Raw genomic sequence first — 12754 nt, 5'->3', positions numbered from 1 at the left:
GGCGAACCGAAGAAAGCGCCGTACCGTCGGTACGGCGCTCGATCAAAATCAGCTCGTGAAGGTGAACTGCTGCGGCATCGCAGGTCCCGGATTGGGCCACGACCAGCTATCCGGCTGCTTCTCGGGAACATTGCGCAGATTATTGCGGATGATGCCGAAGCCTCCGACCGCGAGGCAAAGTCCGACGGTCTCGAATTCCTCCGCAGCGATATCGAAGATCTGCTTCATGACCGCGCCGCGCTTGTCGAGATCGGCCGTCGAACGCGCTTCGTCGAACAGCTTCATGCGCTTCTTCTGGCTTTCCGGCGGCTCCTCGCCGCGCGCGCCGTTGGACGTATACCAGAGCGTCCACGGAATGGCGTAACGCGACCCCTGCGGATGGAAGGCGAAGAAATCGCGCGGGTCGAGCATCGGATCGAGACCGCCCGGCCCCGGCCACACCTGCGCATCATGAGCATTGTCGTCGCCGCGGGTATAATAGAGCGCCCGCTCGATCGTATTGACCTTCATGTCGATGCCGATCTGCGACCAATGCGTCTTGACCAGTTCCAGGGCATCGACGAGATCGGGATAAAGCGTCGGAATGACGTCGACCGAGAAGAACACCTTCTGACCGTCGGGCCGCAGGCGAAAGCCGTCAGGCCCCTTCTTGTAGCCGGCCTGATCAAGCATCGCGCCTGCCTTGTCGGCGTCGTATTCGGTGAATTGACGCGCATATTTCTCGTGATACCAGGGATGGGTCGGACGCGGCCCGGCCTGATAAGGCTCGCTCTGCCCGAAATAGACGATGTCGATGAGTTCCGGGCGATTGATGCCGATCGAGAGCGCCTGCCGGAACGACTTGTCCGCAAACATCTTGCGCATGGCGGGATCTTTGTGGGTGATGTTGAAGTAGATCTGGCACTGTTGGGAGGAGGAAGGCACGAGCGTCAACAGGCGATAATCGCCCTTCTGCATGTTCTGGGAGAGCGTCGGCTTGTTGGCCAGCACGCTGATGTGCCGTTCCTGAATGTCGATCTTTCCGGAGATGACGTTCAGCATCAGCGACTCGACGTCCTGCGAAATGCCGAAGTTGATCTCATCGATGTAGGGAAGCTGGTTGCCAGATGTATCGACCTGCCAGAAATAGGGATTCCGGGTCATGACGACACGCGTGGCGCCGCCGACATAAGGCTCCTTGACGACCCAGGGATCGAGTGTCGGCTTGTCGACATTGCCCCAGCGCGTCGGAATTTCGATGTCGCCGCAGCGGCTGCGGAAGAGCTCCGTCCAGCTGGTGACACCCGCCTTCTTCGCATCGGCCTCGATGTTGGGATTGTATTTCGGCAGGAACTGGCTGCAGTAATGCTTCGGGAAGAGCGTCGGATGTTGGCCGAGCGGCGTGGCGAGATTTTCGAGATAAAGCGCGTTGGCCGCCGCGAAGGTGAATTTCACCGTATAATCGTCGATCTTCTCGACGGTGACCGGCTTGCCGGCAACGGCAAGCTGCGCCGGCGTCGCGCTGTAAAGCTCGGTGTTCTTCACGCAGTCTTCGATCGCAAAAACGACGTCGTCGGCCGTGAACGGGTGGCCGTCTGACCAGCGCACGCCTTCGATCAGATGGAAGGTGAATTGCGTCGCGTCGTCGCTGACTTCCCAGCGCTCGGCGAGGTTCGGCTGCACGGCGGTGAATTCCAGGTTCCAGCGCACAAGGCTCTGGTTGCCGACCATGCGCAGAATGCCGTTATGGTCGGATGAACCGCGCAGACCGCGGCGCAACGTGCCGCCATAGGTGCCGACCTTCTCGAACGGCGTTACCACCATCGGCTTCTTCGGCAGGCGCTCGGCCAGCGGCGGCAGTTTGCCGTCTTTGACCAGTTGCGCCAGCGCAGGTGCTTCGCCGCCGGCGGCGAAGGCACGACCGGCGATGGACAGTGCTGCAGCACCAGCCATGCCGCCGAGAACGGCGCGGCGGGTGACACCGCGAGACAGAATTTCATTGGGCATTGATTCCTCCCCTTTTATGCCGGCACAGGCGGGCTTCCGACCTGCCGTTTTGCGCCCTCCTCGGCGCCGGAACGAAACCATAGACACGTTCTCAAATGATTACAAGAGTTGACAGATAATTACAGATTGGATAGCCATGCCGTATCAGACACAACGCCAAGCCATTGGCAATCCTGCCTTGGATAGGGAAAGAAGACAGACCTGTCAGAAGCTGTATACGGGCCGCATCGCGGCCGGTGACGGCGCGGCGCCATCCCGGCGCACGGTCGAGAAGGCATATCCGGCTTCTGCTCGCCGGGCGAAGAGCCGACGGGGCGGATTCGCCACTTGGCGGGGGAGAAAAGAGCGATAATGACGTTTGCAGTCGATGCCGTTTCGAACCGGGGCGCAACGCGCTTCAGCGACATCATCTACGAGAAGATCGTGGGGATGATCGCGGACGGCAATTTTCCAGTCAACGAGCGGCTGCCGTCGGAGACCAGGCTTGCCGCCGATTTTGGCGCATCGAGGCCCGTTGTGCGCGAAGCGCTCGAACGTCTGAGAGCCGACGGCCTCGTCGTTTCCCGCAAGGGCTCCGGTTCCTATGTCCGGCAGCGGCCGGATTCGTCGATGCTGAAAATGGTTCCGGTCGGCTCACTTGCCGATGTCCAGCGGTTCTTCGAATTCCGCGCCGGTCTCGAGGCCGAAGCTGCGGAGCTTGCAGCGCGAAACTGGCAGCCGGCGGACAAGGAGCGGATCACGGAGGCGCTTCTTGCGATCGAACAATGTCTGAGGAACGGCGAACTCGGCGCCGACGAAGACCAGGCCCTGCACGACGCGATCGCGATGGCGACAGGCAATCAGTTTCACATCACCGTGCGCGAATGGTTCAAGCCGCATTTCGCCATCGGCCATTCCGTAACGCGAAGCCTGAGCCTGAAACGGACTCCGGAGCAGATCCGCAGCGTTCAGGACGAGCATGCGGTCATCGTGGAGGCGATCTTCGCGCGGCGGGAAGCCGAAGCGCATGATGCGATGAAGACACACATACTGAATGCGCGCGCCCGCATGTTTCAGGGGGTTTGAGCGACAATGGGAGGAAGGACGATGAGACGGATTGCCATGACGGGTGCCGCCGGACGTGTCGGGACGCTGCTGCGCCCGTTTCTCCGGCAGCATGTTGAGCATCTCCGCCTGGTCGATATTCACGAGCCTGCGGATCTGGCCGAGAATGAAGGCTTCGTTGGCGCCGATCTGTCAAAGCTCGACGAGACGACGGCTGCGCTGAGCGGCATCGACGGTGTCGTTCATCTCGCCGGTCTTGCGGGCGGCGTTGATATCAACGCGATATTGCAGGCGAATGTGCTCGGCACCTACAACCTCTACGAGGCCGCCCGGATCAACAAGGTCGAGCGGGTCGTCTACGCCTCAAGCAACCATGCGACCGGCTTTTATCCCCGCGGCGAGGTCATCTCGCCGCTCGATCCCATGCGACCGGACAGTCCCTACGGACTTTCCAAATGCTGGGGCGAGCTGGTGGCGGGGCTTTATTACGACACATCGGGCATCCGCTCCCTTTCCATCCGCATCGGCAATGCCGGCACCTACCCCAACAGCGAGCGCACGATCGCGATCTGGATCAGCGCCCGGGATTTGGCGCAACTGGTGCGGATCGGCCTTACCCATCCGCAGATCGCCGCAACGGTTGTTTACGGTGTTTCCGACACCGACACGACATGGTGGGACAACGATCTGGCGACGCGGCTTGGCTACCAGCCGCAGGATCGGCCGCGTGATCACGCCCGTATCGAGGACGGAGCGGAGGGGCGGGTCGCCCGCGCGTTCCAGGGCGGCGGTTTCTGCGAATTCAATCACGACGGCAACATCCGCATACGCGATGCCGAGGGCCTGGTCAAAGATCTGGAGACGGTCTCGTGACGGCGCCGCGCATCATTGAACCGAAGATCCGTTCCGTGCTGCAGCAACCGCTGACGGTCGGTGAATCGCCGGTATGGGACGAGGAAACCGGCGCTCTCTGGCTTGTCGACATCCTGGCGCCGGCAATTCTGCGGGTTTCCCCGCAAGGCAAGGTCGATCGTTTCGACATGCCGGCTGCGGTCGGCAGCCTCGGGCTCTGCCGCGACAACAGGATCATCGTTGCCCTGCAGACGGGCGTCCATCTCTTTGATCCCGTCTCAGGCGATATCGAATTTCTTTGTGATCCGGTCGGGCGCGACATCAATGGCCGCCTCAACGACGGCAAGGTCGGCCCGGATGGGCATTTCTGGGTCGGCTCGATCAGCGAGGCCAAGCCGCAGATGAATGACGCGGCGCTCTTCCGTGTCGGCGCCGATGGCAGCACGAGGACGGTGACAACGGGGCTGACAAGTTCCAACGGCCTTGCCTGGTCGCCGGACGGCCGGCGGATGTATCACTCCGACAGCCGGCAGTGCTTTCTGCAGGCCTTCGATTTCGATCCCGCAACGGGTGAGCTCGGCGAAGGACGCCGCCTTCGCAGTTTCACGGAGGAACAAGGGCGGCCGGACGGGGCGGCGACCGATCGCAATGGATTCTACTGGAGCGCCGGCGTTTCCGCCGGTCGCCTGAACAGAATATCGGCCGACGGCGAAATCGTCGAAATCTACATTCTGCCGGTCGCAGCACCGACAATGCCGTGCTTCGGAGGACCTGACCTCAGAACCCTCTACGTCACGAGCCTGTCGAGCGACCGCACCGGACGTTTCGAGGCGGGCACGGTCATTGCCTTCGATGCGAATGCGGAGGGGCTGCCGCCCTTCCGTTTCGGCTGACGATCAACTGGAAGAAAGGCGAACGGGGGAGAAAAATGAGCATCGCGATCATGCGCAAGGCGCTTAGGGGCGTGTCGGGCGTTCCCGTCACGGCTTATGACGCCGGAGGTGAAGTCGAGCCCCGGATTACCGCGAAGGTCTATGCGCGGGTGGCCGTGGCCGGCATTCACAACATCGTCGCCGCTGGCAACACCGGGGAATTCTATGCCTTGACGCCGCAGGAGATCCGAATCGTCCACGAGGCGGCGGTATCCGGAGTCGACGGCCGCACGCCGGTGACGGCGGCGATCGGCCGGTCGCTGCGCGAGGCGATCGGCATGGCCAGGGATGCGGCCGCGATCGGCGCCTCCGCGGTCATGTCGCATCAGCCCGTCGATCCTTTCGCGGCACCATCGGCCCAGATCGATTATTTCTGCAATCTCGCCGATGCATCCGCCCTGCCGCTCGTCGCCTATGTCAGGGCGGAAGGCTTCAGCGTCGCCGAGATCGTCCGCCTGGCCAATCACGGCAATATTGCCGGCATCAAGTTCGCCACCACTGATCTGATGCTGCTGTCGCGGGCGATCCCCGCGGCCGATCCGAATGGCGCGCTGTTCGTCTGCGGCCTGGCGGAGAGCTGGGCGCCGACATTCACCGCAGCCGGCGCGCGCGGCTTCACCTCGGGCCTCGTCAACGTCGCGCCGAAACTTTCGCTTGCCGTCCACGAAGCGCTTGAAAAAGTCGATTTCGCCGCGGCCAGAGCGATCGTCAACAAGCTCGAACCCTTCGAGCGGATGCGCACCAAATTCCGCAACGGCGCGAACGTCACCGTCGTGAAAGAGGCCGTCACCTATTCCGGCCTCGATGTCGGCCCGGTGCGCGTGCCGGGATTATCGCGGCTCGACGCGCAGGATCGCGACGAGCTGCATCGGCTGCTTCGAGGCTGGGAGGCCGAGGGCGCCATCCAAACGGACCGGCAGGACGTGAAGGCGGCCGGCTGAGTTCGAAACTTTAATCCGCAAACAACAGGATTGGCAGGTCTTGAGATGCTGAAACAGCTACTGACGACGATCGCAATGACAGGCGCCCTGATGGCGGCGCAGCCTAGCCTGGCGGCATCGCCACCCAACATGCTTGTCATCGGCACGAATCTGACAGGTATCCGGACGCTCGATCCGGCTCAGAACAACGCCCGTACGGTCTCCGAGCTGATCTCGAACCTCTATGACAATCTCGTGCAGCTGTCGCCTGATGACCTCAAGACGCTGAAGCCGATGCTTGCGACGAAATGGGAGGTCTCACCTGATGGTAAGGTCATCACGCTGACCCTTCGCGACGACGCGGTCTTCCAGAGCGGCAACAAGGTGACCGCCGAGGATGCGGCCTGGTCGATCCAGCGCGTCATCAAGATGGGCCAGGTCGGCTCCACCGACGTCGCGCTCTGGGGCTTCACGGCCGATAACGTCGAAAAGCTCGTCCGCGCCAAGGACGAACACACGCTGGAGATCGAGCTGCCGCAGGCGGTCAATACCGATCTGGTGCTCTATTCGCTGGCAGGCTCCTCGATCGGCATCGTCGACAAAAAGACGGTGCTGTCGCACGAGGCGAACGGCGATTTCGGCGGCGCCTGGCTCTCGGCCAATTCCGCCGGCAGCGGCCCGTTCACTCTGGCGCAATGGCGGCCGAACGACGTGGCGATCTTCAACGCGCAGCCGAAATACTGGGGCGGCAAACCCGCCATGGCGCGCGTCGTCGCCCGCCACATTCCTGAATCCGGCAATCTCAGGCTTCAGCTGGAGGCCGGCGACGTCGATGTCGGCCAGTATGTGGCGAGCGGCGATCTCGATGCACTCTCCACCAACAAGGATATGGTCATCGAGAACGTTCCGGGTCTCGGCTTCTATTATATCGCCCTCAACCAGAAAGATCCCGACCTGCAGAAGCCGAAGGTTCGCGAGGCCTTCCAGCACGCCTTCGACTGGAAGGCGATCTCCGGCAACATCATGCGCTATACCGGTTTTCCCTGGCAGTCTATGATTCCGCGCGGGATGATCGGTGCTCCCGAAGAGGCTGGTGTCCGCTATGACTACGATCCCGCCAAGGCCAAGCAGCTGCTCGCGGAGGCCGGATATCCCAATGGCCTGAAGAAAGTGCTCAATCCGTCGGGGGCACCAACCCTGCCCTTCGCGGAAGCGCTGCAGGCGAGCGCACGGGCCGCCGGGTTCAATCTCGACCTCGTGCCCGGCGAATTCACGCCCGCCTTCCGCGAGCGCAAATTCGAGGTGCTGCTCGGCAATTCCGGCGCCCGTCTGCCCGATCCCTTCGCCGTCGCCACCCAATACGCCTTCAACCCCGACAATAGCGACGAGGCACGTCTCGGCAGCTATTATCTCTGGCGTACCGGCATGAAGGTGGACGAGCTCAACACGCTCATCGATCAGTCGATGAAGGAGCGCGACACGGGCAAACGCACCGACATCTTCAAAAAGATGGACGGCATCTATGCCGGCATGGCCTCCCCGCTCGTCATCTTCTTCCAGCGCACCGACCCTTATGTCGTGCGCGCTAACGTGAAGGGCTATCACGGGCACACGACATGGTCGACGCGCTGGCATGATGTGACCAAGGAGTAGAGCCCGTGGCGAGCGCCGATCTGCTATCGAAGCAGGAGGCGAGCCGCCGCTTGGCGGAGGGCGGGTTCGCCGAGGCGGCCCCGCACCCTCTGATCAGCCTGCTGCGGCGCCTGGCGGGGCGGGTGGTGGCAGTCGTCACGACGCTGCTCGGCCTGCTCTTCCTCACCTTCTCGATGGGCCGCCTGCTGCCCGCCGACCCGGTGCTATCGATCACCGGGGCGGAGGTCAGCAAGGAGGTTTACGATCGGGTCTATAACGAGCTGGGGCTCGGCCAGCCGATATGGATGCAGTTTCTCTCCTATGTCGGGAAGATCGCCACAGGTGACCTCGGCATGTCGGCGACGACGGGCCAGCCGATCCTGACCGACCTGATGACGATCTTTCCGGCGACTATCGAGCTTGCCATCATCGCCATGATCATCGGCGCGATCATCGGCATCCCGCTCGGCATCACCGCCGCCGTCAGGCGCGGAACCGTGATCGACCACATCGCCCGCATCGTTGCCCTTGCCGGCCATTCCATTCCGATCTTCTGGACCGGTCTGATGGCGCTCTTCGTCTTCTATGCGAAGCTGAAGCTCGTCGGCGCATCGGGCCGGGTCGACGTCTTCTACGAGGGCCTCGTCACACCGATGACCGGCTTCCTGCTGATCGACGCGGCGATCCAGGGCCAATGGGACGTATTTTACAACGCGCTCGGCCACATCATCCTGCCGGCGGCGATCCTCGGCTATTACTCCGTCGCCTATATCAGCCGCATGTCGCGAAGCTTTATGCTGGAACAGCTGAGCCAGGAATACATCGTCACCGCGAGGGCAAAGGGGCTCGGCACCCGCAAGGTCGTCTGGCGCCATGCCTTCGGGAATATCCGCGTGCAGCTGCTGACGATCCTGGCGCTGACCTTCGGCGGGCTGCTCGAAGGCGCGGTGCTGATCGAGACGGTTTTCGGCTGGCCGGGGCTCGGCCAGTACCTCACCCGCGGACTGCAGATGAACGACATGAACGTCGTGATGGGCTCGGTGCTGACGATCGGCGCCGTCTTCCTGACGATCAACATCCTGTCCGACGTCCTCTATCGTATCCTTGATCCGAGAACACGGTGACGCCATGACGATCTCCACCGAAGACGCAGACAGCAGTAATGCCGATGGCTTTCGCGGATGGCTGCTGGCGCCGGAGCCGCAGGGCTGGTTCCATTCGTCGGCGCAGCAGCTCCATCAGGGCTGGCAGAAGTTCAGCCTGCATCCGCTGGGGCTGGCGGGCCTCATCGTCATCGTGCTCCTGATCGTGGTGGCGACCGCAGCCCCCCTGCTGACGAGCTACGATCCGATCGTCCAGGATATGGCCGGGCGGCTCGCGCCGCCTTCGGCCGAGCATTGGCTCGGCACCGACAATTTCGGCCGCGACGTCTTTTCCCGGGTGATCTACGGCGCGCGCACGACGCTCTACATCATCATGCTCGTGACGATCATCGTCGCACCGCTCGGCCTGTTGATCGGCACCTTCTCCGGCTATTTCGTCGGCATCGTCGACGAGATCCTGATGCGCATCACCGATATCTTCCTCTCCTTCCCCGGGCTGGTGCTGGCGCTCGGCTTTGCCGCCGCCCTCGGCCCCGGCATCACAAATGCGATCATTGCGATTTCGCTGACGGCCTGGCCGCCGATCGCGCGGCTGGCGCGCGCCGAGACGCTCAGCCTGCGCAAGGCGGATTACATCGCCGCCGTACGCTTGCAGGGCGCGACCTCAATCTCGATCATCACCCGCCACATCCTGCCGATGTGCATTCCCTCGGTGATCGTCCGCGTCACCCTCAACATGGCCGGCATCATCATCACCGCCGCCGGCCTCGGCTTTCTCGGCCTCGGCGCACAGCCGCCGTGGCCGGAATGGGGCTCGATGGCCGCAAGCGGGCGCGAATTCATGCTCGACAGCCCCTGGGTGATCGCCGCGCCCGGCATGGCCATCGCGCTCGTCAGCCTCGCTTTCAATCTCGTCGGCGATGCGCTTCGCGACGTCCTCGATCCCAGGGGGGCGGAATGACCGAGCTGATTGATATTCGCAACCTCGAAATCGCCTATGGCGGCGGCCACATGCGCGCGGTGCGCGGCGTGAGCTTCACGCTCGGACAGGAAAAACTCGGGATCGTCGGCGAATCCGGATCGGGCAAGTCCACCGTCGGCCGCGCCATCATGAAACTCCTGCCGCCGACGGCTGAGGTCAGCGCCGATCGAATGCGCTTTGGCGAACTCGATCTGCTGAAGGCGGACGAGAAAACGATGATGACGATCCGAGGGAGACGGATCGGGCTCATCCTGCAGGACCCGAAATATTCGCTAAACCCCGTCATGCGGGTCGGCGAACAGATCGCCGAGACCTATAGCCTCCACCATCCTAAGGCGAGCGTCAGAAAAGCTCACGCCCAGGCGCTCGAAATGCTCGAAGCCGTCCAGATCCGCGATCCCGAGCGCGTCGCCCGTCTCTATCCGCACGAAATTTCGGGCGGGATGGGCCAGCGCGTGATGATTGCCATGATGCTGATTGCCGAACCCGAAGTGCTGATCGCCGATGAGCCGACATCGGCGCTCGACGTGACGGTGCGGCTCGAGATCCTGGCTCTGCTCGACGAGCTGGTCCTACGCCGCAATCTCGGCCTGATCTTCATCAGCCACGACCTCAACCTCATTCGCAATTTCTGCGACCGCGTCCTCATCATGTATGCCGGCCGCGTCGTGGAAGTGCTCGAGGCGCGTGATCTCGACAAGGCCAGGCACCCTTACACCCAAGGGCTGCTGGCCTCCCTGCCGAAGATCGAGGATCCACCGGCGCGGCTGCCGATCCTGAAGCGTGATCCCGCCTGGCTTGACGATATTGCAGTGGAGCCGTCGCGATGATCAGGATCGACAATCTCACCATCCGCTTCGGACACGGGCAAAGGCCTGTGGTCAGAGACGTCAATCTCGCCGTCGAGAGCGGCACGGCCTTCGGCCTCGTCGGTGAATCCGGCTGCGGCAAATCTACCGTCCTTCGGGCGCTCTCCGGCCTCAACGCCAATTACGACGGGCAGATCGCGCTCAACGGCGAGACGCTGGACCGGCGGCGCGGCCGACCGTTCTTCCGCCGGGTGCAGATGGTGTTCCAGGATCCATACGGATCGCTCCATCCGCGCAAGACCATCCGGTCGCAGCTGCAGGAGCCGTTGCGCAACCAGGGTCTGGATAGGAATTCTGTCGATGTGAACGCCGTGCTGAGATCCGTCGGCCTCGACCCAGCGCTGAGCTACCGGTTTCCGCATCAGCTCTCCGGCGGCCAGCGGCAGCGCGTGGCGATCGCCCGGACCCTGATGCTGAACCCCGATGTCCTGCTTCTCGACGAACCGACGTCGGCGCTCGACGTCTCGGTGCAGGCCGAAATCCTCAATCTGCTGCAGGACCTGCGCAAGGAGCGCGGCCTCACCTATCTCCTCGTCAGCCACGACCTCGCCGTCGTCTCCCACATGTGCAGCCGCGTCGCCATCATGGAAGCGGGTGAGATCGTCGAAGAGGTTAAGATCGAAGCCTTGCGAAAGGGGGCCGTCGAGCACCCCTATTCGCAGCGCCTGCTGCGGGCGAGCAGGATGTATGGTCGGGCATCATAAGAATGGTGGCTTCCGCGTGTTTGGCGTTTTGGCTCCCTGCTCTCGAATTTATGACAACGGCTCCGCGCGCCGTTGTCGCCGTGATTCAATTCATGATAATGTCTTCCATCGTGAATTGAGGCTGCCGCCGTCGAATGCGGTTTTTCTTTCATATTTTCCAGCCGAATTCGAAATTCCTGATGACTGGTGGACTGATGCCGGCATGGCAGGCTTCATGCCATCGGCGCCGACCTACCTAGCGGAGGATGCAGCCTCTTGGGCGATCTCGCTACGGGACATTGCGCCGCCTTTCGTAATGCGATGGCGCCAAAGGATTTCCGTGGGTTTGACCGCGTGCGCATGGTCAGTGTGTTGACTGCTATTTCCAACGGCACATCGCTGCCGCCGGTGAGCCTGATTGCAATTCCGAAGTTCGACGCACTCTATAGGCCTTATACCTTTGGCCTGCTGGACGGCATGCATCGCTTCTTCGGCTCAATCGCCGCAGGCTTTGATGCAATTCCGTCCACGATGCGCGAGCCCTTCCAATGAAAGAACCTAACCATCATTAATGTCGAAACACCCCTGCCAGCACTGATTCCCGGCGCCGGCGATCGCACGGCGTACCACTTCCTGGAATTTTTCACCGCCCAGATCCGCAACCCGAACACGCGACGGGCCTATGCGCGATCCTTGCCTCTCAGATCACTCAGCTTTAACCCGAAGCAGTCGGAATGCATTTCAGCATCATCGAATGCTTGACATCGGCCGTGTTAAAGCCGAAGCCGCACTCGGCCGCGCACGCGCGGCCGTTTTTGCGAGGATTCGAAAGATGAAAACCAACACGGCCGTCGCCAATGCCGGAAACCTGATCATGACGGGCGTCGTGCTGATGCTGCTCGGCGATCTGCTGTTTGCGCTGAACGATGCGATGGGCAAGTGGCTGGTGACGAGCTTTGCCGTCGGCCAGGTGTTGGTGATCCGTTCGGTCGGCGCTTTCATCCTGCTCGGGCCGATGATCCTGCGGCAGGGACCGATGGCGCTCTTCCGCGTCGAGCAGAAGGGCTTGCAGTTCATGCGGGTCGTCATGGCGACCGGGGATGTCGCCCTGTTCTACGCCGCCGTCGCCTATCTGCCGCTCGCCGATGTCATGACCTTCTACATGGCCGGGCCGATTTACATTGCGGCGCTCTCGCATGTCTTTCTCGGGGAAAAGATCGGCTGGCGCCGTTGGCTCGCCGTTCTGGTCGGTTTTGCCGGCGTCGTTATCGCGTTGCGTCCGTCGACGGCAATGCTGTCGCTTCCCTCACTCTTCGGCCTTGCCGGCAGCCTTTGCTTCGCGCTGTCACTGGTGATGAGCCGCTATCTGCGCTCGACCAGCGACACGACGCTGGTGACATGGCAGACGGTCGCCGCCCTTGCCACCGGGATCCTGCTCAGCATCGGCCACTGGCAGCCGGCGACATCGATCGATTGGGCCGGCATGCTGTTGCTCGGCATCGTCGCCACCTGCGCCCATCTGCTGATCACCCGGTCGCTGAAGCTCGCCCCAGCGTCGCTGCTGGCGCCGCTGCAATATACGCTGCTGCTCTGGGCGATCGTACTGGGCTACATCTTCTTCAATGACATTCCCGATGCGCAGATCATCATCGGTGCCGCAATCATCGTCTTTGCCGGTCTCTTCATCTTCCACCGGAAGAATTTGAAGGAAACGATTCCGGCCGAAGCCGTCCCGCCGGATGGGCACTGAG

The 12754-nt window shown here is 62.4% G+C and carries 12 protein-coding genes; 11 read left to right on the top strand and 1 reads right to left on the bottom strand.

Features of this window, described 5'->3' with window-relative positions; all coding sequences use genetic code 11:
• Positions 1–48 precede the first annotated feature (48 nt).
• Positions 49–1986 carry an ABC transporter substrate-binding protein gene (locus tag GGD53_RS12730; RefSeq protein ID WP_184456428.1) on the bottom strand — a complete coding sequence of 646 codons (1938 nt, stop codon included), beginning with the start codon at positions 1984–1986 and terminating at the stop codon, positions 49–51.
• A gap of 351 nt (positions 1987–2337) precedes the next feature.
• Here GGD53_RS12730 and GGD53_RS12725 point away from each other — a divergent pair, with 351 nt between their 5' ends.
• The 11 genes from GGD53_RS12725 to GGD53_RS12675 all read left to right on the top strand — a co-directional run bounded on the left by GGD53_RS12725 (position 2338) and on the right by GGD53_RS12675 (position 12753).
• Positions 2338–3051 (top strand): FadR/GntR family transcriptional regulator, encoded by a 714-nt coding sequence (locus tag GGD53_RS12725; RefSeq protein ID WP_085861882.1) that lies wholly within the window; start codon positions 2338–2340, stop codon positions 3049–3051.
• 21 nt (positions 3052–3072) lie between these two features.
• The gene (locus GGD53_RS12720) at positions 3073–3903 is read left to right on the top strand and encodes an NAD-dependent epimerase/dehydratase family protein (RefSeq protein ID WP_184456426.1); all 831 of its coding nucleotides are present in this window, start codon (positions 3073–3075) and stop codon (positions 3901–3903) included.
• On the top strand, positions 3900–4775 hold the full coding sequence (locus GGD53_RS12715; protein ID WP_184456424.1) for an SMP-30/gluconolactonase/LRE family protein: 876 nt from the start codon (positions 3900–3902) through the stop codon (positions 4773–4775). Before GGD53_RS12720 ends, GGD53_RS12715 begins: the two co-directional genes overlap by 4 nt.
• A 35-nt stretch (positions 4776–4810) precedes the next feature.
• Entirely contained in the window at positions 4811–5755 is a 945-nt protein-coding gene (locus GGD53_RS12710; protein WP_184456422.1) for a dihydrodipicolinate synthase family protein, read from the top strand.
• A gap of 45 nt (positions 5756–5800) precedes the next feature.
• Complete coding sequence (locus GGD53_RS12705; RefSeq protein WP_184456419.1) at positions 5801–7387, top strand: ABC transporter substrate-binding protein; 1587 nt, start codon at positions 5801–5803, stop codon at positions 7385–7387.
• 5 nt (positions 7388–7392) lie between these two features.
• The gene (locus GGD53_RS12700; RefSeq protein WP_184456417.1) at positions 7393–8490 is read left to right on the top strand and encodes an ABC transporter permease subunit; all 1098 of its coding nucleotides are present in this window, start codon (positions 7393–7395) and stop codon (positions 8488–8490) included.
• Positions 8491–8494: 4 nt separating this feature from the next.
• Positions 8495–9430, top strand: a complete 936-nt coding sequence (locus GGD53_RS12695) for an ABC transporter permease (RefSeq protein WP_184456415.1) — start codon at positions 8495–8497, stop codon at positions 9428–9430.
• The gene (locus tag GGD53_RS12690) at positions 9427–10281 is read left to right on the top strand and encodes an ABC transporter ATP-binding protein (protein WP_184456413.1); all 855 of its coding nucleotides are present in this window, start codon (positions 9427–9429) and stop codon (positions 10279–10281) included. The genes GGD53_RS12695 and GGD53_RS12690 overlap by 4 nt, the downstream gene beginning before the upstream one ends.
• Positions 10278–11024: an ABC transporter ATP-binding protein gene (locus GGD53_RS12685; protein WP_184456411.1), complete on the top strand. Its 747-nt coding sequence runs from the start codon at positions 10278–10280 to the stop codon at positions 11022–11024. The genes GGD53_RS12690 and GGD53_RS12685 overlap by 4 nt, the downstream gene beginning before the upstream one ends.
• Positions 11025–11279: 255 nt before the next feature.
• The gene (locus GGD53_RS12680; protein WP_184456409.1) at positions 11280–11555 is read left to right on the top strand and encodes a hypothetical protein; all 276 of its coding nucleotides are present in this window, start codon (positions 11280–11282) and stop codon (positions 11553–11555) included.
• 280 nt (positions 11556–11835) lie between these two features.
• Positions 11836–12753: a DMT family transporter gene (locus GGD53_RS12675; protein ID WP_184456408.1), complete on the top strand. Its 918-nt coding sequence runs from the start codon at positions 11836–11838 to the stop codon at positions 12751–12753.
• Position 12754 lies beyond the last annotated feature (1 nt).

It is taken from the genome of Rhizobium aethiopicum, assembly GCF_014197535.1.
Lineage (GTDB): Bacteria > Pseudomonadota > Alphaproteobacteria > Rhizobiales > Rhizobiaceae > Rhizobium > Rhizobium aethiopicum_A.
Note: the sequence above shows the minus strand (reverse complement) of the source record. Positions and strands in the feature narration are given on the sequence as shown.

Coding starts and splice junctions, on each gene's coding strand:
- GGD53_RS12675 (WP_184456408.1), top strand. CDS start 11,836: ATGAAAACCAACACGGCCGTCGCCAATGCCGGAAACCTGATCATGACG.
- GGD53_RS12705 (WP_184456419.1), top strand. CDS start 5,801: ATGCTGAAACAGCTACTGACGACGATCGCAATGACAGGCGCCCTGATG.
- GGD53_RS12720 (WP_184456426.1), top strand. CDS start 3,073: ATGAGACGGATTGCCATGACGGGTGCCGCCGGACGTGTCGGGACGCTG.
- GGD53_RS12695 (WP_184456415.1), top strand. CDS start 8,495: ATGACGATCTCCACCGAAGACGCAGACAGCAGTAATGCCGATGGCTTT.
- GGD53_RS12710 (WP_184456422.1), top strand. CDS start 4,811: ATGAGCATCGCGATCATGCGCAAGGCGCTTAGGGGCGTGTCGGGCGTT.
- GGD53_RS12725 (WP_085861882.1), top strand. CDS start 2,338: ATGACGTTTGCAGTCGATGCCGTTTCGAACCGGGGCGCAACGCGCTTC.
- GGD53_RS12730 (WP_184456428.1), bottom strand. CDS start 1,986: ATGCCCAATGAAATTCTGTCTCGCGGTGTCACCCGCCGCGCCGTTCTC.
- GGD53_RS12690 (WP_184456413.1), top strand. CDS start 9,427: ATGACCGAGCTGATTGATATTCGCAACCTCGAAATCGCCTATGGCGGC.
- GGD53_RS12685 (WP_184456411.1), top strand. CDS start 10,278: ATGATCAGGATCGACAATCTCACCATCCGCTTCGGACACGGGCAAAGG.